The 24,520-nt window shown below is 60.1% G+C and carries 13 protein-coding genes and 1 tRNA gene; 4 read left to right on the forward strand and 10 right to left on the reverse strand.

Annotated features, from left to right (window positions below):
- Positions 1-40: 40 nt before the first annotated feature.
- Positions 41-2,956, reverse strand: a complete 2,916-nt coding sequence (uvrA, locus tag JFX23_RS00155; protein ID WP_198774887.1) for an excinuclease ABC subunit UvrA — start codon at positions 2,954-2,956, stop codon at positions 41-43.
- Positions 2,957-3,740: 784 nt separating this feature from the next.
- Between uvrA and JFX23_RS00160 the strand changes: the two genes are divergently transcribed.
- Positions 3,741-4,022 (forward strand): YciI family protein, encoded by a 282-nt coding sequence (locus JFX23_RS00160; protein WP_198774888.1) that lies wholly within the window; start codon positions 3,741-3,743, stop codon positions 4,020-4,022.
- Positions 4,023-4,327: 305 nt separating this feature from the next.
- Here the strand turns inward: JFX23_RS00160 and JFX23_RS00165 are convergent, their stop codons facing one another.
- The 6 genes from JFX23_RS00165 to coaE form a co-directional block, all read right to left on the reverse strand.
- On the reverse strand, positions 4,328-6,925 hold the full coding sequence (locus JFX23_RS00165; protein ID WP_198774889.1) for an HAD-IC family P-type ATPase: 2,598 nt from the start codon (positions 6,923-6,925) through the stop codon (positions 4,328-4,330).
- A gap of 9 nt (positions 6,926-6,934) precedes the next feature.
- Positions 6,935-7,933 (reverse strand): TerC/Alx family metal homeostasis membrane protein, encoded by a 999-nt coding sequence (locus JFX23_RS00170; protein ID WP_198774890.1) that lies wholly within the window; start codon positions 7,931-7,933, stop codon positions 6,935-6,937.
- Positions 7,933-9,033 carry a TerC family protein gene (locus tag JFX23_RS00175; protein WP_198774891.1) on the reverse strand — a complete coding sequence of 367 codons (1,101 nt, stop codon included), beginning with the start codon at positions 9,031-9,033 and terminating at the stop codon, positions 7,933-7,935. The genes JFX23_RS00170 and JFX23_RS00175 overlap by 1 nt, the downstream gene beginning before the upstream one ends.
- Before the next feature lie 317 nt (positions 9,034-9,350).
- Positions 9,351-11,453 (reverse strand): excinuclease ABC subunit UvrB, encoded by a 2,103-nt coding sequence (gene uvrB / locus JFX23_RS00180; protein WP_233050408.1) that lies wholly within the window; start codon positions 11,451-11,453, stop codon positions 9,351-9,353.
- A gap of 54 nt (positions 11,454-11,507) precedes the next feature.
- On the reverse strand, positions 11,508-14,849 hold the full coding sequence (locus JFX23_RS00185) for a tetratricopeptide repeat protein (RefSeq protein WP_198774893.1): 3,342 nt from the start codon (positions 14,847-14,849) through the stop codon (positions 11,508-11,510).
- A gap of 16 nt (positions 14,850-14,865) precedes the next feature.
- Positions 14,866-15,528, reverse strand: a complete 663-nt coding sequence (gene coaE / locus JFX23_RS00190) for a dephospho-CoA kinase (protein ID WP_198774894.1) — start codon at positions 15,526-15,528, stop codon at positions 14,866-14,868.
- A gap of 118 nt (positions 15,529-15,646) precedes the next feature.
- On the opposite strand from coaE, the gene brnQ reads away from it, so the two are divergent.
- The gene (gene brnQ, locus JFX23_RS00195; RefSeq protein WP_198774895.1) at positions 15,647-16,990 is read left to right on the forward strand and encodes a branched-chain amino acid transport system II carrier protein; all 1,344 of its coding nucleotides are present in this window, start codon (positions 15,647-15,649) and stop codon (positions 16,988-16,990) included.
- Between the two features lie 1,046 nt (positions 16,991-18,036).
- Here brnQ and rpsA read toward each other — a convergent pair.
- A complete protein-coding gene (gene rpsA, locus JFX23_RS00200; RefSeq protein WP_198774896.1) occupies positions 18,037-19,476 on the reverse strand; it encodes a 30S ribosomal protein S1 in 1,440 nt (479 codons plus the stop codon).
- 324 nt (positions 19,477-19,800) lie between these two features.
- A complete protein-coding gene (polA, locus tag JFX23_RS00205; RefSeq protein ID WP_198774897.1) occupies positions 19,801-22,515 on the reverse strand; it encodes a DNA polymerase I in 2,715 nt (904 codons plus the stop codon).
- 19 nt (positions 22,516-22,534) lie between these two features.
- Between polA and JFX23_RS00210 the strand changes: the two genes are divergently transcribed.
- Positions 22,535-23,080, forward strand: a complete 546-nt coding sequence (locus JFX23_RS00210) for a PaaI family thioesterase (RefSeq protein WP_233050409.1) — start codon at positions 22,535-22,537, stop codon at positions 23,078-23,080.
- Between the two features lie 318 nt (positions 23,081-23,398).
- Here JFX23_RS00210 and JFX23_RS00215 read toward each other — a convergent pair.
- A tRNA-Leu gene (locus tag JFX23_RS00215) sits at positions 23,399-23,472 on the reverse strand.
- 65 nt (positions 23,473-23,537) lie between these two features.
- On the opposite strand from JFX23_RS00215, the gene JFX23_RS00220 reads away from it, so the two are divergent.
- Positions 23,538-24,131: an ANTAR domain-containing response regulator gene (locus JFX23_RS00220; protein ID WP_005963833.1), complete on the forward strand. Its 594-nt coding sequence runs from the start codon at positions 23,538-23,540 to the stop codon at positions 24,129-24,131.
- Positions 24,132-24,520: the final 389 nt, after the last annotated feature.

Here is a 24,520-nt window from a genome sequence, read left to right on the forward strand (position 1 = left end):
GGCATCCCCTCCGCGACGACCCTGCCGCCACCAGCCCCGCCTACTTCTCCTTCTTCGTGGCGCTCACGTCTTTCTTCTTCGAGCTCTTCTTCGCGGCTGCGAGCTCATGTGCGGCACGATCCTTCACCAGAACATCCTTGAGGAAGAGCCCCGTGTAGGAGCCCTCGACCTCGACGACCTGCTCGGGGGTCCCCTCCGCGACGACACTGCCGCCTCCGGCCCCGCCCTCGGGCCCCATGTCGATCAGCCAATCCGCTGACTTGATGACATCGAGATTGTGTTCGATAACGATGACGGTGTTCCCCTTATCGACAAGGGACTGCAAAACGAGGAGGAGCTTGCGGATATCCTCAGAATGCAGGCCCGTGGTCGGTTCGTCGAGGACGTACACGGTGCGCCCCGTTGAACGCCGCTGAAGCTCAGAGGCGAGCTTGACGCGTTGCGCCTCGCCGCCCGACAGGGTCGTCGCCGACTGTCCGAGTCGCACATAGCCCAAGCCGACCTCGACAAGAGTGTTGAGGTGGCGGGCGATCCTCGTGATCGGTGCGAAGAACTCGGCGGCCTCGGCAACCGGCATGTTGAGCACATCCGCAACTGACTTGCCCTTGTAGAGGATCTCGAGGGTCTCACGGTTGTAGCGCGCCCCGTGGCAGACCTCGCAGGGCACGTACACGTCTGGCAGGAAGTTCATTTCGATGCGCAAGGTCCCATCACCCCGGCAGGCCTCACAGCGTCCGCCCTTCACATTGAAGGAGAAACGACCCGGCCCATAGCCTCGGACCTTCGCTTCGGGAGTCTCAGCGAAGAGCTTGCGGATCTGGTCCCACACTCCCGTGTAGGTCGCGGGGTTTGAACGCGGGGTGCGCCCGATTGGTGACTGGTCGACGTGCACGACCTTGTCGAGGTGCTCCGTTCCGGCGATACTGCGATGGCGACCTGGGACGAGTCGCGCTCCGTTGAGACGAGAAGCGAGGGAACGGTAGAGGATCGAGTTGACAAGAGTCGACTTTCCCGAGCCTGACACTCCGGTCACGGCGACGAAGCAGCCGAGCGGGAAATCCACGGTCACATTGCTCAGGTTGTGTTCCCTCGCCCCTTTGACGGTGAGGATCCTCTTGGGATCGACGGTGCGGCGTTGCTCGGGCGCGAGGATCGCTCTGCGGCCCGAAAGGTAGTCGCCGGTGATGGATCTCGTGTTCTTCTTCAAGTCCTTGAGGGTGCCGGAGTGGACAACCCAGCCGCCCGTTTCTCCAGCTCCCGGCCCAATATCGACGATCCAGTCGGCCGCCTCCATTGTTTCCTCGTCGTGTTCGACGACGATGAGAGTATTGCCGAGGTCGCGCAGCCGTTTGAGGGTGTCGATGAGCTTACGGTTGTCGCGCTGATGCAGGCCGATCGAAGGTTCGTCCAAAACGTAGAGAACCCCCACAAGGCCAGAACCGATCTGCGTGGCGAGACGAATCCTTTGTGCTTCCCCGCCTGAAAGGGTGCCGGCCGCGCGAGAGAGCGTCAGGTAGGTCAAGCCGACGTCCACGAGGAAGTCGAGGCGGGCGCGGATCTCTTGAAGGATCGGAGCGGAGATCGCCTGGGAACGCTGGTCCAATTCGAGGTGTTCGAGATGCTTGCGGGCGTCGACGATTGACAAATCGGACAGCTCGGCGATTGAGAGTCCGCCCACTGTGACGGCGAGGACTTCCGGGCGCAGGCGCGCGCCCTTGCAGATGGGACAGGGGATCTCGCGCATATACGCTTCGAGCTTTTCGGAAACGGATTCGGACTCTGTTTCGGAAAGCTTACGCTCAATGAAGTTCACTGCCCCTTCAAAGCCCGTCGTGTAGGAGCGTTCACGCCCCCAACGGTTGCGGAACTTGACTTGGACCTCGTAGTCCTTGCCGAAGAGGACCGCGTCGCGCACCTCGGAGGGCAGGTCCTTCCATGGGGTTTTCATGGAGAAGCCGAGTTCTTTGGCGAGTGAGCTGAGCAGACGCTTGTGGTAGCTGAAGTTCGAGTTCCACACAATGACTGCGCCCTCGGAAAGGCTCAGCTCCTCATCGGGGACGACAAGATCCGGGTCGACTTCGAGGCGCGTCCCCAGGCCCGTGCATTCAGGGCAAGCGCCGTAGGGGGCGTTGAATGAGAAAGTGCGCGGTTCGATCTCTTCGAGGGCGAGGACGTGGTCGTTCGGGCAGGAGCGCTTCTCTGAATAGCGTCTCCTGCGTTCCGGGTCGTCCTCGGGAAGGTCGACGGCATCAATGATGACGAGGCCCTCGGAGAGTCTGAGAGCGGTCTCCACCGAGTCCGTCAGCCGTTGGCGCATTCCTTCACGGACAACGAGACGGTCGACGACGACCTCGATGGTGTGGCGGAGTTTCTTCTCCAAGACAGGAGCGTTCTCGAGGCGGAGCATTTCCCCGTCAATGATCGCGCGCGTGAAACCTGAAGTGCGCAGCTCTTCGATGAGGTCCTGGTATTCGCCTTTGCGGCCCCTGACGACCGGTGAGAGCACTTGGAAGCGGGTGCCCTCGTCCATGGCGCGGACCCTGTCGACGATCTGCTGGGGTGTTTGGGCCTGGATCTTCGCCCCGCAGCTCGGGCAGTGCGCTGTGCCCGCGCGAGCGAAGAGGAGACGCAGGTAGTCGTGGATTTCAGTAATCGTGCCGACCGTGGAGCGCGGGTTGCGGGAAGTCGACTTCTGATCGATCGACACTGCTGGGGAAAGGCCTTCAATGAAGTCCACATCGGGCTTGTCCATTTGCCCGAGGAATTGACGCGCGTAAGAGGACAAGGATTCGACGTAGCGGCGTTGTCCTTCAGCGAAAATCGTGTCGAAGGCGAGGGAGGACTTGCCTGAACCCGAGAGTCCGGTGAAGACGATCATCGCGTCTCGAGGAAGCTCCAGGTGAACATCTTTGAGATTGTGTTCGCGGGCGCCCGAGATAATCAGAGAGTCATGCACCCTTGGATCCTACCCGTGTCCGGCCCTCAGTGTCGTACAGGTGTTCCATCCTGGCGCGAGTGTGAGAACTGGCATTCTTCATCGGGCCTTGGGGTCTGTTGAGACCATGTGATTGGTGTGAAGGTCTTGGGGTGGATTGAGGGGCGTGGGGTGGATTAAGGGTCCTGGGTTGGATTGAGGCCATTTGAGGTGTCTTGGGGGCATGGGTTTTTCAGCCAATGCCGTCATTGCACTCCGCATCGGGTCCCTCTTGGTTCTCTGGCGCAGGCGTTGTTCTCTGCCTGAGGCCTTGGTGCGAGTGCGGTTGTTGTCCTCAACTTGAGGTCTTGGTGCGGGTGCGGTTCTCGACCTCGGGCCTTGGTGCGGGTGCGGTTCTCGACCTCAGGCCGTGGTGCGGGTGCGGTTCTCGACCTCAGGCTTTGGTGTCGGAGTGGTTCTTGACCTCAGGCCTTGGTGCGGGAGCGGGTGATCGTTTTGCGAGTCTCCTATATCTTTGATTCAAGAGGCCTTTCGGACCGTCCTCGGAACATATTGCGCGGCACACGTGCGCCTCACGCCCCATGACCTCCAGCGCCCCATGACCTCCAAAAGTACAACGCACTGCAGCTCACCGCATAACCCCTCGCTGTCGCGTAACAATGCGCCAAGCCGATCCCTTTCACGCCGCCATGGGACTTGATCAGCGTTGTCGGAAAGCCTTGTCCCCTGCAGTTTTTTGAAAGAACCTCATCCCCATCGTTCCGTTTGAACACCACAACGCCCGTGATGCCCCTACGGTGGAGCCATGGCTTTCTTCGCAGTGACTTACGCATACGATCCCGAACTCAGCGAACTCGCCGACGAGATTCGCCCGACCCACCGCGCGTTCCTCTCTGACTTGCGCGATAAGGGACTCAACGTTGCCTCTGGCCCGCTCGGCGGCGACACCCCCGGGGCTCTTCTCATCATTGAGGCCGAAAATCTTGATGAAGTCGAAGCTCTTCTCGATGAGGATCCCTTCAAGAAGGAGAAGGTCGTGAGCGAACGCGTCGTCCGACCTTGGAATCCCGTGATCTCACGATTCTGATCTTTTCTGCACAGAATCCGCGCACGCCCTATCGCCTGCGCGGATTCTTTGTGCATTCGCGGGACTTATTGAGAGGGTCGCTTCCAGCATTCCGCAGTGCTGCTCCCCAGTGGCGGAGGGGAGCGCCACCACTCTGCCCCCATCGGATTCCACGGTTCCCGTCCTCCTCCTGCCCTATGACGCCCATTTCTGCCGGGAAACCTGGAATAGGCGACGAAGCATGTTGGGAAACCTGGAATAGGCGGCGAAGCATGCCCGGAAACCTGGAATAGGCGAGGCGCAATCCCCTCCCCACCGCACAATACTCAGGCGCGCCCCTCGGCCTCGGCTCGAGCGTGAATCCTCCCATGGTGCGCGCGGTGCGAAATCTCAATTAACAGCGCCGCAAGCACACCACAGGCGATGATGATTCCCCATTCGACGCTGCTCGGCCATTCCAAGGCGAAGAAGTGCCTCGTAAAAGGGATCAAAACCCCCAAGACCGATGCTGCGATCATGGCGGCGAGCAGCGCGACCCTCCAGGACACAAAAGGCCGGGCCGTCACCGAAAGGAGGAACACCGCGCCGATCATCAGCGACAAAGTCGCGCCGGTCTGCCCTTCGACTCGGCCGCTCCCGATCAGCAGGTAGGCGCTAAGAGCCGCAGCCGAGAGGATCACTCCAGCAGGCACAGCGAGGGCAAGGGTCCGCTTCAGGAACCCGGGCACATAACGCCGAGAGTTCGGTGCAAGCGCGAGGAAGAAAGCGGGAATCCCAATCGTGAAAGCATCAATGTACGTGAAATGTCGTGGCAAGAAGGGGTACTGCAAAGCGAGGATCGCACAGGCGAAAACAATGACCGCCGCGTACACGGTCTTCGCGAGGAAGAGCGCGGACACTCGTTCCATGTTCGCAATGATCCGACGCCCCTCGGCAACAACCCCGGGGAGCACCGAGAATTTCGAGTCGACGAGGACGAGTTGTGCGACCGCTTTCGTCGCCTGCGCGCCATTGCCCATGGCGATCCCAAGGTCAGCATCCTTCAAGGCCAGAGCGTCGTTCACGCCGTCGCCGGTCATGGCGACGCAGTGACCGTCCGCCTGGAGGGCCTGAACCATTGCCCTTTTCTGTTCGGGAGTGACTCGACCGAAAACATCAGTGGTGATGACGGCCTTTTGGAACTCGTCGGAGAGAAGATCATCAGGCAGATCACGGGCATCCGCGATGACGAGCGGTTCCCCATCGGGACGCCCCAGCCCCGCCCTCGTCGCGATCGCACCCACGGTCGCTGGATTATCGCCCGAAATGACGCGGACCCGGACCTTTTGCTGCGCGAAGTAGTCGAGCGTGTCTTTCGCATCGGGGCGCAGCTCTTCAGCGAGGACGACGATGCCCACAACATCGCGCTGCTTCGGCAACTCCTCTGATTGCACGGCGCCCGGTGAGTGGGCGAGGGCGACGACCCTCATGCCTTCACGAGTTCGAGCGGCGATGAGCTCTGTGAAGGGAGAGTCTTGAGACGAGTCTTGAGAATGGGGCGAGAGAATTTCGGGGGCGCCCAGGTACCAGGCCCCTTGCTCGTTACCGAAGGCCGACCATTTGCGCGCTGAGGAGAAGGGCATCACCCACGTGGCCTCCTCACGTTCTTCGCGAGCCACGTCTATTCCGTGTTGTCCGTGGTCCCCGCGTCCCTCGTGCACTCCGTTAGTTCTAAGTTCCGCGCCTTCCCCGTGTTGTTCGCGTCCCTCATGCACTCCGTCTTTTCCGCGTTCCCCGTGTTGTTCACGTTCTCCGCGTGCTCCGCCGTTTCCGGGTTCCCCGAGTCCTGCGTCTTCCAGGCGCCGCTCCGCTTCCCCGCCTCCCCCATTGTCGAGGTAGTCGGCAATCGCCCGCGCCGTCTCATTGGTCCGGTCCCGCACGAGAGTCCTCAAAGCTACCAGGCCCCTGGCCTCATCCCCCGTGAGAACAATGTCCTTCGCGACAATCTCCCCCGTGGTCAGGGTGCCAGTCTTATCGAGGCAGAGCGCATCAACGCGCGCCAAAACCTCAACGGCGGCAAGCTCTTGGACGAGCACTCCCCTGCGCGCGAGCGTCGCCGATCCGATCGCGAAGTTCAAGGAGGTGAGGAGCACGAGCCCCTGGGGAATCATCCCGACCACTGAGGCGACCGCGAGGACGATCGCATGATTCCACCCGGTGTCAGAGTCGGCGATCCGGGTTTGCGACCAGAGAGTCAGGATGATCACCGGAATGAGGAGTGCAGAGATGACGCGCAGCACCCGGTTAATGCTCACTTGGATGTGCGACACCGTGCGGATGTAGGCGCGGGCTTTGCGGGAGATCCCCTGCGCGTAGGTCGCTGACCCCACTGCGGTGGTGCGCACGAGGGCGCTTCCAGCGACGACAGAGGTTCCTGAGAGGACCTCATCGCCCTCGTGTTTACGAACCGGAGCAGATTCACCAGTCAAGATTGATTCATTGACTTCGAGCCCGGAGGAGTCGAGCACGATCCCATCTGCGCACACCTGCTCGCCGAGTTTGAGCACGAGCACATCATCGAGGACAACATCACCGGTCGGGATCGCACGCTCTTCTCCTTCCCTTACGACGAGTGCCTGTGGCGCATCGAGGATTGCGAGGGCGTCGAGGGTGCGTTTGGCGCGAACCTCGGAAACAATCCCGATGATCGCGTTGAAAACCATGACGGCCCCGAACACGACGTCTTGGGCATGCCCGAAGATGAGGACGAGGGTGGCCGCGCCAACGAGGATCGCGTTGAACAGGGTGAAGATGTTTTCGCGAATGATGGAGCGCAGCGAACGCGAGGTCTTTTGCCGAACGTGGTTCGTCTGGCCCGCTTCGACGCGTGCGAGAACCTCGGCCTCGCTTAAACCTTGAATCTGCGTGGCTTCAGCGTGCACCAATCCGTCCGCTCAGTCGTTCTTCTCGTTCGAGGCGCGCTGGGGCGTCCTCGATGATTTCCACAAGGAAGCGAGGATCGTGATCGTGAGGACCCCGATGATGACGATCAGGGAGGTCGCGGTCCCGATCTCCGGCCCCCAGTGAATCGGCTCGCCACCGTTGAGGAAGAACAGGGAGTTCGTGTGCATCGCATGCAAGATCAGTTTCGCGCCGATGAAGGCGAGGATCACGGCCAAACCGTAGGACAGGTAGACGAGTTTTGACAGGAGTCCGTCCACGAGGAAGAAAAGCTGGCGCAGTCCCATGAGGGCGAAGGCGTTGCAAGCGAAGACCAAGAAGGCCTCGTGGGTGAGTCCAAAGATCGCGGGGATCGAGTCGAAAGCGAACATGAGATCCGCTGTACCGAGTGCGAAAACCACGAGGAACAGGGGCGTGAAGTGCGTGCGTCCACCGTGACGGAAGAGCATACGGCCCCCGATGAAGCCGTCTGTCACGGGCAAGACGCGCCGCACGACGGAGATCACCGCATTGTCGTGGTATTCCTCCTCTTCCTCGTCGTCTCCGCGCACTTGGGTCCATGCGGTGTAGAGGAGCCAGAGGCCGAAAAGGAAGAAGATCCAGGAGAATCGTTCAACGAGTGCGGCTCCCGCAAGGATGAACACGAGGCGCAGGACGAGGGCGATGACGATGCCGAAGAGGAGGGCTTTTTGTTGGTGTTCCCTGGGGACTCTGAAGGCTTTGAGGATGAGGATGAAGACGAAGAGGTTGTCGATTGAGAGGGACCATTCGGTCACCCATCCCGCGTAGAACTCTGCGGCGTAGACACCGCCGTTCGTCACCCAGACGATCAGCCCGAAGACAAGTGCGAGCCCGATGTATCCGATGGTCCAGGCCAGGGATTCTTTCAGGGATGGTGGATGGGGGTTGCGCACGTGTCCGGCGAAGTCCAATCCGATGAGGAAGAGGACGATGAGCGCGAGGATTGTCCATGAGATGGGGCCGACGGACATCAGTGATGTGCTCCTGTTGCGAGTGGGTCGAGGCTGGTCGTGGGAATGGGATCGTCCTCGGCGATGGGTGTGGACCGGGTGTTTGCTTTCCTGGCGGTTGGTGTGGACTGGGTGTTGTCTCTCCTGGCGGAGGCCGTCAGGGAGGCGATGATCGTGATGAGAAGGACCGTGAGGATGAAGGCGAAGGAAACTCCGATGGAGGGCTCGGGGATCAGCTCAACGGGGTGTCCGTCATTGATGAAGGCCACTTCGTTCGTGTGCAGCGCGTGATTGACGAGTTTGAAGCCAATGAAGCCGAGGATCGCGGCGAGCCCGTAGTGGAGGAAGATGAGGCGGTCGAGGAGGCCGTCGATGAGGAAGTAGAGCTGTCGCAGGCCGAGGAGGGAGAAGGCGTTGGCCGCAAAAACGAGGTAGGGCTCCTCTGTGAGTGAGTAGATCGCGGGGATCGAGTCGACGGCGAACATGACATCCGCGGTGCCGATCGCGATGATCGCGAGGAGCAGGGGCGTGATCGTGGTTCGTCCGGCGTGGCGGTAGAGGAGCTTCGCCCCGTAGAAACCGTCTGACACGGGGATCACTTTGGCGAGCGTGCGCACGAAGAGGCCCGGTTTGTAGTCTTCAGCTTCGTGTTCGCTCGGTTCTTCTGTGCCTTCGCGCACTTGGGAGAGGGCAGTCCAGATGAGCCAGGCGCCGAAGATGTAGAAAACCCAGGAGAAGTTCTCGATGAGGGCGGCGCCGAGGAGAATGAAGACGAGGCGCAGGACGAGGGCGATGACGATGCCGAAGAGGAGGACTTCTTGTTGGAGGATCCTGGGCACCGTGAAAGCGGCGATCATCATGACGAAGACGAAAAGGTTGTCAATGGACAGGGCCTTTTCGGTGACGTATCCGGCGAAGTATTCCTGGCCGTATTCTCCGCCCCACACTGCCCAGACGATTCCCCCGAACAGGATCGCCATCGCGATGTAGGCGATTGACCACCAGCTCGCTTCTTTCAGGGTGGGTTCGTGGGGGGTTCGGACGTGTCCGACGATGTCGACGATGATCATGGTGAGGATGAGAGCGGCGAGCGCAGCCCATCCGAGTGCGTGGACCTCCACGTGGATGTTCCTCCGGTACGGGTCGGGTACCGGAGGTCTCCTCCCGCCACTCCGCTTCGCGTTCTGGCCTGCGGCGCCGGTGAGTCGGGCTTTCGCCCGATTCAACGTGATGACGACGTCGCTGTTGGTGGAAGTACTCCCCTCCGATTGGACCTTCTCATTCTAGCTTCCGATCCGGTTTCTCCGGCTGGGGGCGGCGAATCTGTGGAGGAGGTCTCCCCCGCTTTTCCGCACGTCCTTGCCCCTGCTGTGGGCGCACTGTGACTGATGTTGCACTTCCTCTTTCAGTTCGCGACCCTCATGAGGCGCAGTTCCTTTCAGTTCGCGGCCTTCATCTGGCGCAGTTCTTTCTTCAAGTCGGCCACTTCATCGCGCAGGCGGGCCGCGACCTCGAATTGGAGGTTCTCCGCGGCGGCGAGCATCTGAGCGGAGAGATCTTCGATGAGTTCCGCAAGCTCCGTTTCGGCTCTTTTGCCGAGGGCGCTGCCTCTCGCGGCTTTGCGTTCGGCGGCGGATTTTTCTTTCCGGTATCCGCCTTCAAGGAGTTCTTCAGTGTCGATTTGTTCGCGGGCGAGCATGTCGGTGACGTCCGCGATCTTCTTGCGCAGGGGTTTCGGGTCGATCCCGTGTTCGGTGTTGTAGGCGATTTGGATTTCGCGGCGGCGTTCGGTCTCGTCGATTGCGGCGCGCATTGAGTCGGTGATCGTGTCGGCGTACATGTGGACTTCTCCGGACACATTGCGCGCGGCTCGTCCGATTGTCTGGATGAGGGAGCGGGTGGAGCGCAGGAAGCCTTCTTTGTCCGCGTCGAGGATGGACACGAGGGACACTTCAGGCAGGTCGAGGCCTTCTCTTAGCAGGTTGATGCCGACGAGTACGTCGAATTTGCCTTGGCGCAGTTCGCGCAGGAGTTCGACGCGGCGCAGCGTGTCGACGTCTGAGTGCAGGTATTCGACTCTCACTTCGCGTTGGGCGAGGTAGGTTGTAAGGTCTTCGGCCATTTTCTTCGTCAGAGTGGTGACGAGGACGCGCTCGTCCTTGTCGACTCTTTCTCGCACCTGTTCGAGCAGGTCGTCGATTTGTCCCTTCGTGGGTTTGACGACGATCTTCGGGTCGACGAGGCCTGTTGGGCGGATGATCTGTTCGACGACCCCGTCGGAGCGTTGGAGTTCGTAGTCGCCTGGGGTGGCTGAAAGGTAGACGGTTTGGCCGATTCTCTCAACGAATTCGTCCCATTTGAGGGGGCGGTTGTCCATTGCTGAGGGGAGGCGGAATCCGTGGTCGACGAGGGTCCGCTTTCGGGACATGTCGCCTTCGAACATGGCTCCGATCTGTGGGACGGTGACGTGTGATTCGTCGATGATGAGGAGGAAGTCGTCGGCGAAGTAGTCGAGGAGCGTGTGTGGGGGTGTTCCGGGTCCGCGTCCGTCGATGTGTCGCGAGTAGTTCTCTACTCCGGAGCAGATTCCGATTTCGCGGAGCATTTCGAGGTCGTAGGTGGTGCGCATGCGTAGGCGTTGAGCTTCGAGGAGTTTGCCTTGGCTTTCGAACCATGTGAGGCGTTCGGCGAGTTCTTCTTCGATTGTTGCGAGTGCGCGTTTCATGCGTTCTTCACCTGCGACGTAGTGGCTCGCTGGGAAGAGGTAGACGTGGTCGACTTCGCTGATGACGTCGCCTGTGAGGGGGTGGAGGACTGCGAGGGCATCGATTTCATCTCCGAACATTTCGATGCGGATCGCGAGTTCTTCGTAGACGGGGATGATTTCGATTGTGTCTCCGCGGACTCGGAAGGTGCCGCGTGTGAAAGCAATGTCGTTGCGGACGTATTGCATGTTGACGAAGGCGCGCAGCAGGTCTTCGCGGTCGATGATCATTCCGCGTTCGAGTTCGACCATTCGGGCGACATATTCTTCGGGGGTGCCGAGGCCGTAGATGCAGGACACGGAGGCGACGACGACGGTGTCACGCCTGGTGAGGAGGTTGTTCGTTGCGCTGTGGCGAAGGCGTTCGACTTCGTCGTTGATCGAGGAGTCTTTCTCGATGTACGTGTCCGTTTGGGGAATGTAGGCCTCGGGCTGGTAGTAGTCGTAGTAGGAGACGAAGTATTCGACGGCGTTGTTCGGTAGGAGTTCTCTGAACTCTGCGGCGAGTTGGGCGGCGAGGGTCTTGTTGGGTTCAATGACGAGGGCGGGGCGTTGTACTTCTTCGATGAGCCAGGCGGTTGTTGCGGATTTACCGGTGCCGGTTGCGCCCATGAGGACGATGTCTTGTTCGCCGTCGTGGAGCCTGGCGGCCAGCTCTTGAATGGCTTTCGGCTGGTCGCCCGACGGCGTGTATTCGGAGATGACCTGGAAGGGGTTCTCCTGGCGCAGGACTGGTCGCTCACTCACGGCCTCAACGCTAGCGCACGCCGTGTGCATCTTCGTTCCGGCTGGCTACTGGCAAGTTGTCGTCGGGGTGACGGTGGACTGGTCTCAGGGCTGCTTGGGCGATGCGTCCGATCCATCTTCGCGTTTGAGGTATCGCAGTGCTTCCCGTACGTGTTGTGTGAGCGGGTGATTCGGGCCGAGGACGCGAAGACAATCGTTGAGAAGCGCCTCAAACAAGCCGATCGCCTCATCCACACGACCAGCCCAAGCCAAGCACGACGCCAGATTGCCCCTCGTCGCCAAAGTATTGGGGTGATCGGAGCCTAAAATCCTCTGCCGGTCCTCCAGCAGCGCCTCAAACAAGCCGATCGCCTCATCCACACGACCAGCCCTAGCCAAGAACGACGCCAGATTATTCCTCGCCGCCAAAGTATTGGGGTGATCGGAGCCTAAAATCCTCTGCAGGTCCTCCAGCAGCGCCTCAAACAAGCCGATCGCCTCATCCACACGACCAGCCCAAGCCAAGCACGACGCCAGATTATTCCTCGTCGTCAAAGTGTCGGGGTGGTCTACGCCTAAAATCCTCTGCCGGTCCTCCAGCAGCGCCTCAAACAAGCCGATCGCCTCATCCACACGACCAGCCCTAGCCAAAAACGACGCCAGATTATTCCTCGTCGTCAAAGTGTCGGGGTGGTCGGCGCCCAAAACCCGCTGCCGGTCTGCAAGCAGCGCCTCAAACCGGCCGATCGCCTCATCCACACGACCAGCCCTAGCCAACAACGACGCCAGATTATTCCTCGTCGCCAAAGTATTGGGGTGGTCGGCGCCCAAAACCCTCTGCCGGTCTGCAAGCAGCGCCTCAAACCGGCCGATCGCCTCATCCACACGACCAGCCTCACCCACCCACCTGGCCAGATTATTCCTCGTCGCCAAAGTGTCGGGGTGGTCGGCGCCCAAAACCCTCTGCCGGTCGACAAGCAGCGCCTCAAACCGGCCGATCGCCTCATCCACACGACCAGCCTCACCCACCCACCTGGCCAGATTATTCCTCGTCGCCAAAGTATTGGGGTGGTCGGCGCCCAAAACCCTCTGCCGGTCGACAAGCAGCGCCTCAAACCGGCCGATCGCCTCATCCACACGACCAGCCTCACCCACCCACCTGGCCAGATTATTCCTCGTCGCCAAAGTGTCGGGGTGGTCGGCGCCTAAAACCCTCTGCCGGTCGACAAGCAGCGCCTCAAACCGGCCGATCGCCTCATCCACACGACCAGCCTCACCCACCCACCTGGCCAGATTATTCCTTGTTGTCAAAGTGTCGGGGTGGTCGGCGCCTAAAATCCTCTGCAGGTCGACAAGCAGCGCCTCGAACCGGCCGATCGCCTCATCCACACGACCAGCCTCACCCACCCACCTGGCCAGATTATTCCTTGTTGTCAAAGTGTCGGGGTGGTCGGCGCCTAAAATCCTCTGCCGGTCGACAAGCAGCGCCTCGAACCGGCCGATCGCCTCATCCACACGACCAGCCTCACCCAACCACGTGCTCAGATTACCCCTTGTCGCCAAAGTATTGGAGTGATCGGGCCCGTGAGTCTTGGACTTCTCCGGCAGAATTTGTTGAAGAATCTCTGCAGCTTCGTAGGGTTTCCCTGATTCTCCAAGGAATCTGGCGTGCCACTCACGCAGTTTGAGCAGCTGAGGCGGATCAAACTCCCCGAATTGCTCGGCCGCGTTGATTGCGGCAGTAATGCGTGCAATCGCCGTCGTGTAGTCATACTGCTGCTGGGCAAACAAGGCGAGGGTACTGATTGCGATGACATCTTCCAGAGACGTATCTTCCGATTTCTGAAGCCGCCGCTGCCATTCCGCAAGATTCAACGCCCTCGGCACCAAAGGCATCGAGATCCCGTCTCCTGCTTCGTTCTTGATATGCCTCGAGGTGATACCCCGTAGTTGGGCTCTAAACCCTTCTACTTCTTCAGTGGCAAACTGTTGACCTATCTCATCACGGCAACGCTCTGCCAGCAGAGCCTCCGTAAATGCTTCAACCCCTTCAGATAAACGGCACCATTGTGCAGGATCCACCGCTCTTACAGCACCTTCGGATATCTCCTCCGAGTTAAGAAAAGCGCTTGACGCCGCGAGATCTTCCAAGACGCCAGGCACGAAGGAACAGAGGGGATCTTCGATGGGATTGATAGCGACAGCGAGGCACAAAGCCTGCTGGATATGACTTTCAAGGCTGCGCCAACGGAGTCGAAGGATCTCATGAATATCATGAGGAACAGTCAATCCTGATTCGCCCAGAACAACTGCGTCACCGTGCAGCTGAATCTGCCGCTGAATAGAGGGGACCGTCAGCCACAGCTTCACATAGTGAGGATTCGGCAGCTGAGTCACCACTGCACGAGCAACATCATCGGTGGTGTTCGGTGCATGGGATTTAACGAGTAAAACGAGGTCTTCCTCGTCAAGGTTCGGCACCGCAATACGTACCGCAGTATCCGCTTCTTCTGCATCCTCCAACCATTGTGAAAAGGGATCTTCCGCATTGCGTTCGGGCCATGTCGTCGCGACCACCATGATGCTGCGTTCTTTTCGGGCGACGAGAGTGCTCAAGAACTTGGAGAAGTCGTCACCCATGAGGTGGATATCCTCCACAGCCACCACAACAGGCAAGCCCGAATGAGTAAAATCCGCCAGTGCCTCGGCAAGTTCGACTGAACGGGACTGATGCTGCCCCCGGACCCTTTCGCCCTGATCGATCGTCATGCGCAAGTCATCCTGATTCAGGGCTCTCTCATTGGATGCCTTCAGTCCTCGCCACCCAAGCTTGACAAGGGTCGCCAACCCCGGTGCCACGAAATCCAAACTGACGCTCGCCCCTGTTGCTCCCTCAATAAGCAGCTCCAAGACCCTATCTAGTGCCCCCGCTGCCTCCTCTTCGCCATAGGCCGTGCACAGTTCCTGAAGGGTCGTCTTCAAGGGCGCCGCGAAAGCACCAAGCTTCTCCCACGATGAGCGGCGCTCCTCCAAAGCGAGCATGAGCGGAACCGTGTGAGCATCAAGCTGCGGGCGTAACTCGGCGACTGCATCCAGATAACTACCCCTGCTCAGCCGTTCACAGTTCAGGCCCCACCATCCGAAAGAGGGCAAGGCTCCAGCTGGCCAGGTGAAATCCTTCGGATTGGGAGCCACGAGTTTCCGCGCAGCCATCGGGTCCGCGCCCGCAGTCTCAACACGAACGGGTTCTTGCATCGGTGGCCAGTACGGATCATTCTCTCTCAGCTTCTGGTAAAGCTCTTGGATGATTCGAGTCTTGCCCACTCCAGAGGGGCCCTCAAGGACAACAACACGCGGCGAAGCCGTGTCCCCTTCCTGTAGGTTCCTCAATTGCTTCAAGAGATCATCGACGATCTGAACATGAGGACCCAGGAGTTCATTCACCATGTGGCCAATATTACGTTCAACTCGCTTTCAGCCACGTAGTAACAACAGTTCCGATCAAGCCCTGGCATTCCTCAACACTGCCAGTATTCGTGATCCAAATTGAGGCAAGCGCACGTCTCTGGTCCTCAGTCGCCTGCATCCTGATCCGGGCTTGAGCATCCGCCCGGCTCATCCCACGGGCCTCCAAGCGCTGCAATCGAATTTCCAGTGGAGCGTCAACGACAATGACCACGTCGAAACCTGATGCTGTTCCCGCTTCGGCGAGAAGCGGCACGTCATATACGGCGAGCCCCCCAGGCGGCGCAGAAGACAGAACCTCATCCGCTCGCTGAGCAATCAAAGGATGGGTGATCGCCTCAAGATCAGCGCGCGCCACCGGATCAGAAAACACAATCTGTGCCAGCCGTGAACGATCGAGCGCCCCGTCCTCGTCAATGAGAAAAGCGCCGAAACGTCTTGCGATCGCGTGAAGGCCGGGGGTGCCTGGGGCGACAACCTCACGGGCGATCTGATCCGCATCCGCAACCACCGCACCCAAATCCTCAAAAGCGCGGGCAACCGTCGACTTACCAGCGCCGATCCCGCCAGTCAGAGCAATGAAGAGAGCACGATCGCCCGGTTTCTTCCAGGTGCGAAAAAGCTCAGCCTTCGCCTGGCCAACACGAATCACAGTGTCCATACGCTCAGCCTAATGCGAACGACACCACCCGTTTTCCCTTGGAGCCACGAGCATGGCACGATAGCGAAGGCCACTCACCACGAAGCCTGAAATACATACGCCCATTTAAGGACCCATTGTGTCGACGACGGTCGAAACCGGAAAGAAGCGCACGTCAAGCGTTCGCCTCATTGCAACCTCCCTCACCCTGTTTTCCATGTTCTTCGGTGCGGGTAACCTCATTTTCCCGCCAATGATCGGCGTCGAAGCAGGCACATCCTTCCTTCCCGCCATCACAGGATTCCTCCTCGGCGGCGTTGCGCTCCCCGTTCTTTCAATCATCGTCATTGCCCTATCAGGCACAGACCTGCGCGACCTGTCGAACAGGGGCGGGCGTATCTTCGGCGTCATTTTCTCCTGCGCCGTTTATCTGTCGATCGGGGCCTTCTACGCCCTGCCCCGCACCGGAGCGGTCAGCTTCTCAACAGCGGTCAGTCCCCTGACCGGTTGGACCTCGACAAGCGTCTCCGTCATCTTCAACGCCCTCTTCTTCGCTCTCGCCTTCTACCTGTCGTGGAAGCCCGGCGAAATTATCGACCGCCTCGGGAAGATCCTCACGCCGCTACTTCTCGGCCTGCTGACCCTCCTCGCGCTTGTCTCCGTCTTCACCTTCGACGGCACACCTGGCGCACCTAGCGAACAATACGCATCACACCCGCTCACCGCAGGCATCCTGTCCGGCTACCTCACAATGGACTCCCTCGGCGGCCTCGCCTTCGGGATCATCGTCGTCACCTCCTTCACGCGCACCGGAGGTGGAATCGGCGCGAAGACCGTCAAGCGCACCTCCATCGCCGCGACAATCGCCGGCGGTCTCCTCGCGCTCGTCTACCTCAGCCTGGGCTTGATCGGCTTAAAGATGCCCGGGGCGCATGCCTTCGACAACGGCGCCGAGCTCCTGTCGCAGGCTTCCAACCTGGCGCTCGGCCCCTTCGGTCAGATCGCCTTCGGCCTCATCGTCGTCACGGCCTGCATGACGACCGCAGTCGGTCTGCTTGTCGCGACCTCGGAGTTCTTCGCGCGCCTGATACCCAAGATCCGCTATGAGACGTGGCTCGCCGGATTCGCGATCATTTCCTTCATCATCGCATCCGCTGGTTTGAACAAGGTCCTCGCGGTTGCTGGTCCGATCATCGGGCTGCTTTACCCGGTCGCGATCACGATCATTTTCATCACGATCTTCACCCACCCGCTGCGCCACATCACCCGTTGTGAATTGGCATTCAAGCTCGCCGCGTGGACCGCATCCGCATTGTCGATCCTGGCGACCCTAAAGGACCTGGGGATCGCCGCTGAAAGCATTGAAGGCTTCATCGGATGGCTGCCCGGCCACGCCGAATCCGTCGCGTGGGTGATCCCCACAATCCTCATGGCGATCATTGGGCTGGTGATTGACTTCAGAGTGGCGCGATCGGGCAACTGAAGCGAGCTGTGGCATCGCTTGCCTCCCCGATTATGATCTCGGAGCTGAACCGGACGCTGCTTCGGTGTCGAAATCGCTTTCGGGGTTCACAGGTGAGCGCCGCCGGAGCTACTGAGCACCCCAATTATGATCTCGGAGCTGAACCGGACACTGCCGGAGTATCGAAATCATATTCGGGGTTGGCAAGTGAGTCTCATCCGGGCTCCTAGAAACCCCGATTATCATCTCGGCACTATTCGGGACGCTGCTGAAGTACCGAAATCGCTTGCGGGGTTCACAAGTGAGCCCCGCCAGGGCTACTGCGCACCCCGATTATGCTCTCGACGCTAGTCCAAGCCACGTTGAAGCACCGAGACTGCTTTCGGGGTCGAGGACTCTTCTTGGGCAAGCAGAATTGCTAGCGCCTGTGATCTCTTGAGCCATGTGGACTATCCAAGGCGCATCAAAATGCAGGTCCTGGGTGTTGCCCCCATTCAGACTCACCTGGGTGATGTCCATTCATACCTACGCCGCTCAAACAAGAATCAGACGAAAAGTACTCTTCCTGCCTGGTTTCTAAGTGGAACTGCCTTATCCGTCTTATCCGTATAGGTGGCTCAGAATCTCTTTCACCGAGAACAAGGTGGCTTTACCGCTGATAGGAAACAACGAGACCGCCGTACGTTTCACCAACACCCTGGGCACTGAGAAACACCGCTCGATCATCTCCGGATAGGAAGCGCCTCCATGTAAGCCACTGCTCCGAACATGAAGAAGAAGCAAGCGATCACTGAACTCGCTGCCTTCCTGGAGGGCCCCTTCTCCGAACATGAAGGGAAGACAACTAGCCAAAGATCCCCTAGGGTCCTCGCTAAGTGGCCACACGTCACGGACAGCAGGCACTAACTCGCAGTAAATCCAGGTTCCAAGGCAAGGGCGCCAAATCCCCTGCTTTCCACGCCAGGTGCGCTCCTCCCCGCTCCATCAACTCATAACGAAAGCGTGCGCCCCCCCGAATCGCGGGGCGCACGCCCAAAGCTGAATCCTCCGGCTATCGCCGGGCTGAATCAGTTGTTGTTCGTCAGCTTCTCACGCAGGGCCGCAAGGGCCTCATCCGAAGCAAGGGTGCCGGCGTTGTCCACGGGGGTGGAGTAGGAAGCCTGCTCCTCGACCGACGGGGTGGCCTCGGCGTCCTCTTCCTGAGCCTTGAGGACCTGAGCCTTGTGGGCCTCCCAACGAGCCTGGGCCTCAGCGTACTGAGCCTCCCAAGCCTCACGCTGAGCCTCGAAGCCTTCCATCCACTCCTGGGTCTCAGGATCGAAGCCCTCGGGGTACTTGTAGTTGCCGTTCTCGTCGTACTCGGCGGCCATGCCGTAGAGCGAAGGATCGAACTCTTCAGAGCTCGGGTCCACGCCCTCGTTCGCCTGCTTGAGCGACAGGGAGATGCGGCGACGCTCAAGATCAATGTCGATGACCTTCACGAAGCAATCGTCGCCAACCTTGACGACCTGGTCCGGCAGCTCGACGTGACGCTGAGCAAGCTCGGAAATGTGAACAAGGCCCTCGATGCCATCCTCGACGCGAACGAACGCGCCGAAGGGAACGAGCTTCGTGACCTTGCCGGGCACGACCTGGCCGATGGCGTGGGTGCGGGCGAAGGCCTGCCACGGATCTTCCTGGGTGGCCTTGAGGGACAGGGAGACGCGCTCGCGATCCATGTCGACGTCGAGAACCTCGACGGTGACTTCCTGACCGACCTCGACGACCTCGGAGGGGTGATCGATGTGCTTCCAGGACAGTTCGGAGACGTGCACGAGGCCGTCAACGCCACCAAGATCGACGAAGGCGCCGAAGTTGACGATGGAGGAGACGTTACCGGTGCGGACCTGGCCCTTACCGAGGGTGTGGAGGAAGTTCGAACGGACCTCGGACTGGGTCTGCTCGAGCCAGGCGCGGCGAGAAAGGACCACGTTGTTGCGGTTCTTGTCGAGCTCGATGATCTTCGCCTCGATCTCGCGGCCGATGTAGGGGGCGAGGTCGCGGACGCGACGCATTTCGACGAGAGAGGCGGGCAGGAAGCCGCGCAGACCGATGTCGAGGATGAGACCACCCTTGACGACCTCGATGACGGTGCCGTTGACGACGCCGTCCTCTTCCTTGACCTTCTCGATCTGGCCCCAAGCCCGCTCGTACTGCGCACGCTTCTTGGAGAGGAGGAGGCGGCCTTCCTTGTCTTCCTTCTGGAGGACGAGGGCCTCGATCTTGTCACCCACGGCGACAACATCGTCGGGGTTGACGTCGTGCTTGATGGAGAGCTCGCGAGAGAGGATCACGCCCTCAGTCTTGTAGCCGATGTCGAGGAGGACCTCATCGTGGTCGACCTTGACGACAGTGCCCTCGACGATGTCGCCATCGTTGAAGTATTTGATGGTCTCGTCGATGGCGGCGAGCAGGTCCTCGGTGGAGCCGATGTCGTTGACCGCGACCTGCGGCGTGTTGGTGGTCATGTAGTTGTGTCTCCGAAACGGACTGAATAGTAGATGGACAGAAGCGGTTTCCCCTCCGGGTTCGAGTGCGGACGCGCTGATCCCGCGGATCACCGCGAGTCAGTCTAGCAGGACGATCCGCTGCTGTGACCTCCGCTTCGGGCACGAAAACGTGGCTCGCGCCTCAAATCCGGGGCACTCTCCCCGCTTCCAAGCCGCTTGTCTCCGCTGCGGAGGTCTTCTCCCCGGGTCGCACCTCGCATGCCTCAAGTGCATCCGGGAGTTTCGCAGGACCGAAGCAGAACCTTGAACCCCAAGGCCCCGCGCACCGCCCGAGGACCTCTCCTAGTGCGCGGCCGCCATCCAATTCGGGCCGATCCCGACCGCAACATCCAAGGCAACCGACATCTCCACCGGACTTGCCATCTCCCGACGCACAATCTCCTCAACCCGCTGCGCTTCACCCTCAGCGATCTCCACAAGAAGCTCATCGTGGATCTGAACCAGGAGCCTGGACTTCAATTCCGCTTTCGTCAAAGCCTCAGCCACATTCACCATCGCGATCTTGATAATGTCCGCGGCACTGCCCTGAATCGGCGCGTTCAAAGCGGCACGCTCCGCCATTTCACGGCGCTGACGGTTCGAACTCGCCAAGTCCGGCAAATACCGTCGCCGCCCGAACATCGTTGCCGTGTACCCGTCGATCCTCGCCTGTTCCACAAGGGATTCAAGATAGTCGCGCACTCCCGCGAAACGCTCGAAATAGCGGTCGCGAAGCGCTGCGGCCTCGGGCACGGGAATCTTGAGCTGACGGGCAAGCCCATAAGAAGACAGGCCATAAGCGAGGCCGTAGGAAGTCGCCTTAATGCGTGAACGCTGCTCAGGAGTAACCTGCTCCACCGGGGTTCCAAACACCATCGAGGCCATGGTCTTATGCAAGTCCTCCCCGGAGGCGAAAGCCTCAATCAACCCCGCATCCTTCGACAGGTGCGCCATGATCCGCATTTCGATCTGCGAATAGTCGGCGCTCATCAAAGACTCGTAGCCTTGACCCGCGATAAACGCAGAACGGATCCTCACCCCATCAGGAGTGCGCGCAGGAATGTTCTGCAAATTCGGATCCGCCGAGGCAAGACGCCCAGTCGCGGCGACAACCTGGGAGAAGGATGAGTGAATACGCCCATCAGGCAGGACCGTCGAAATGAGAGTATCGACCATCTGTTTGAGTTTGATCCGGTCGCGATGCACAAGGAGCCGGTCGAGGAACACAAAACCCGGGCCCCCTTGGAAACGCGCCCGCTCCCGCAAGTCAAGAAGAGCCTCAGCGTTCGTCGTATATCCGGTTTTCGTCTTCTTCGTCTTCGGCAGATCAAGGACCTCGAAAAGGATGCGTTGAAGCTGCTTCGGGCTCGACAGGTTCACGTCCTCGCCGATCACCTCGATCGCTTCAGCGCGCGCCGCCTCAACTTCGACACCGAAGTCGCGCGACTGGGCTTCGAGAACCCCAAGGTCCACGCGGATGCCCGTGTCCTCCATGTCCGCAAGGACCTTGGAAACAGGAAGCTCCACATCCTCCAGAAGTGACAGCTCTTTCGACTCTTCCAGGCTCTTCGCCAAGATCTCCCACAAGACCGGCAGAGCGCGCACTGTTCTGGCTGCCCGCAACTCCGAGGGGCTCAAAAGCTCTTCCGCGCTTGCTCCCATTTCGAAGAGGGCATCCGAGGCGGTTTCTTCCTCTTTGGGAACGTCGAGGTAGCGGTTGAGCAGATCGTCAATTGAGACCGAACGCGAGTCCGGTCGGACGAGGTAGGCGGCGAGCTGCACGTCTTTACTCGGCCAGGGCATGTCCCATCCTTGCGCGCGAAGCGCGTGACTCAGGGCTTTCGCATCATGGACGATCAGCTGCGCGCCTGCCAGGCGTTTAAGAAGTTCCGCCTCCTGCTTCGGATCGAGAATCGCAGGATCGAGGATGAGGGCCTTGTCTTCGGCCCATATCGCGAAGCGCTCGATGTGTCCCCTGGCAGGAACGCCCGAGCCGAGGATGAAAACCGCCTGCAAGGGCCCCGCACTGCGAAACCACCGAGCAAGGTCGCTTGACGCGCCTGCGAGGGTCACATCCATGTCCGCATCCCACGAGAATCCGCCCGGCCCCGCGTCCTCGTTCTCCTCACCCGGCTCCGCGCCAATCCCCGACACGGCCATCACCCGGGACCGCAGGTTCCCGAACTCGAGGGAATCGAAAAGGGAGAAAAGCTCCGCCTTGCGCGTCGCCCCCCGGTTCAGATCCCCCACCTGTACATCGAGTTCGAGGTCGGTGAGCAGGTGGTTGAGGCGACGGTTCCTCTTCACGTCCTCCATGTGTTCGCGCAGCGCTTCACCGCGTTTGCCTTTGACCTCGGTGGCGCGAATCAGGAGATTGTCGAGGCCGTCGAAGGAATTGATCCACTGAGCCGCAGTCTTCGGGCCGACCCCGGGAACTCCCGGCAGGTTGTCGCTGGTTTCGCCGACGAGGGCTGCGATCTCCGGGTAACGCTCAGGTGGCACACCGTACTTCGCTTCAACCGCTTCGGGGGTCATACGCCGAAGATCACCGGGGGACATACCCGGGTAGAGGACCGTCACCGAATCGGTCACTGTCTGGAAGGAATCCCGATCCCCGGACACGACGAGGACACGCATCCCCTTCTCAGACCCCTGCTTGGCGAGGGTTGCGAGAATATCGTCGGCCTCGTAGCCGTCTTTGCGCAACGAAACGATCCCCATCGTGTCGAGCACCTGGGAAATGAGTTCGACCTGGCCTTTGAACTCCTCGGGGGTCGCGTCACGAGTCCCTTTGTAGTCCGGATACTCCTTCGTGCGGAAGGACTCGCGTGACACGTCGAAAGCGACGGCAATATGCGAGGGTGACTCGGTTTCGAGGAGTTTGACGAGCATCGAGACGAAACCGTAGACCGCGTTCGTGCACTGGCCCGACTTCGTGACGAACTTGTCCGCCGGAAGCGCGTAAAAGGCTCGAAACGCCATCGAATGACCGTCGATGATCAGCAAGGTGTCACTCATACGTGCCACCCTAGAGGCCATGAACGATTCAGTCCCAATGACGAGCCGAAACACTCCCACGCCCGCACACCCTGATCTTTCTGTCGAAGGGGGACCTGATCCTTCCGTAGCCCCAGATCCTTCCGTCGAAGGGGGATTCGTTGGCGCCACCTGGCCCGGGTCCCTCATGGAGGCGATGGGCATGGAGGTGCTCGTTCACTCCCCCACTCGCACGCTCGTCTCAATGCCGGTTAAGGGCAATACCCAGTCCGCGGGAATCCTCCACGGCGGAGCTTCCGCTGCGCTCGCGGAAACGGCAGCGAGTTTCGCATCGCAGATCCACGCTCGAGCGGTCCACGGAGAACTCGGATTCGCTGTGGGCACGGAGTTGTCGATTTCGCATATTTCTTCAGCGCGCACTGGGACGGTCACCGCTGAAGCGCGCGCGGCTCATTTGGGTGGGTCGTCCACTGTGCATCTCGTTGAGCTTCGCGCCGAGGACGGGCGGCTCATTTCGACTGCGCGAGTGACGAACCGCATCCTCAAACGGAGAGTAACCGAGGGGGCCGAGGAACGAAAGGAATAGATGAGCCGCGGGATGGATTCGATGCGGCGCCGAGAATCTATTCGCCGGAATGTGATGAGTCGAGGGGAGTTCGACACAACGCCGGGACGTGTTGACTCGACGGGAGTCCGGCACAACGCCGGAGGGTGATGACTCAAGGGAAGTCGAGCCTAAGGACTGGAGTCGAGCTAAGGAGGAGTGACTCGCGCCAACGTAGCGCCGATCAGAGCGGTTCATGCTGAATGCCGATCGGGCCGATTCATGCTGATCCGCCCGGTTCACGCCGGGTTTCTGATCGAGTGTGAAACACCAGTATCGGTACTCGAGCGCTTGCTAAAGTACCCCGAGTGGGATTCGAACCCACAACAAGCCGGGTTTGAGCCGACCGCCTCTGCCAGTTGGGCTATCGGGGCTACGCGCATTAGGCGTGTAAGAAGCATATGATAGCCATGCTCAAGCCACAAAACGAGGATGTGCCATGACCGCTGAGAACCAGAACGCACCGCGCCGTGTGCTCGTCGCTGAAGACGAGGGCCTCATCCGACTCGACATCGTAGAAACGCTGACCAGCGCGGGTTTCACCGTCGTCGGAGAAGCTGCGGACGGCGAAGAGGCCGTTCAGCTTGCTCTCGAACTCGAACCGGATCTGTGCGTCATGGACGTGAAGATGCCTCGCATGGACGGGATCACTGCAGCTGAGAAGATCCTCCAGGAGCTGTCCTGCGCGATCGTCATGCTCACTGCTTTCTCTCAGACGGAGCTGGTCGAACGGGCTCGCGACGCCGGTGCAATGGCGTATGTGGTCAAGCCCTTCTCCCCTGCCGACCTCATTCCCGCAATCGAGATTGCGCTATCGCGCCACCAGGAAATCGAATCCCTCGAAGAGGAGATCGCCGACCTTTCCGATCGTTTCGAGACCCGTAAGCGCGTGGACCGCGCCAAAGGCCTTCTCATGAAGAACATGGGGATGAGCGAGCCCGAAGCCTTCCGTTGGATTCAAAAGACCTCGATGGATCGTCGTCTTTCCATGCGCGAGGTCGCTGACGCCGTCATCGATCAGGTCCAAGACTGAGGCGAAGCTGCGGCTTGAGAGCTTAATGCCCATCCAGGTCTTGAGCGCGAGCCGAAGGGATCGGATTCTCGAGCGCAGACTGAGCCAACACCGTGTTCTGAAGCGCAAACTGGGCCAGCACCGGGTTCTCAAGTGCAGAGCGTGCCTTGAAGCCATCCCTGAGGCGACAAGTCGGACACTAGGTTCACCGGGTTTGGGCACAAGTCGGACACTAGGCGTCCACAAGTTACACCGCCCAAACTTCGACCTGGGTTTTCTTCAAGGATCCAAGGCACAAGGTTCGACTTGTGGACAGGCATCCCGCCGCACTCAAACGGCGCGACACATTTTGGCCGCCATTCTGCGGCGAAAGCACCTGTATCCCCTGCCGTCAGGCACTGAAAGCTGTC

The sequence above is a fragment of the Schaalia cardiffensis genome, assembly GCF_016405145.1.
Taxonomy (GTDB): domain Bacteria; phylum Actinomycetota; class Actinomycetes; order Actinomycetales; family Actinomycetaceae; genus Pauljensenia; species Pauljensenia cardiffensis.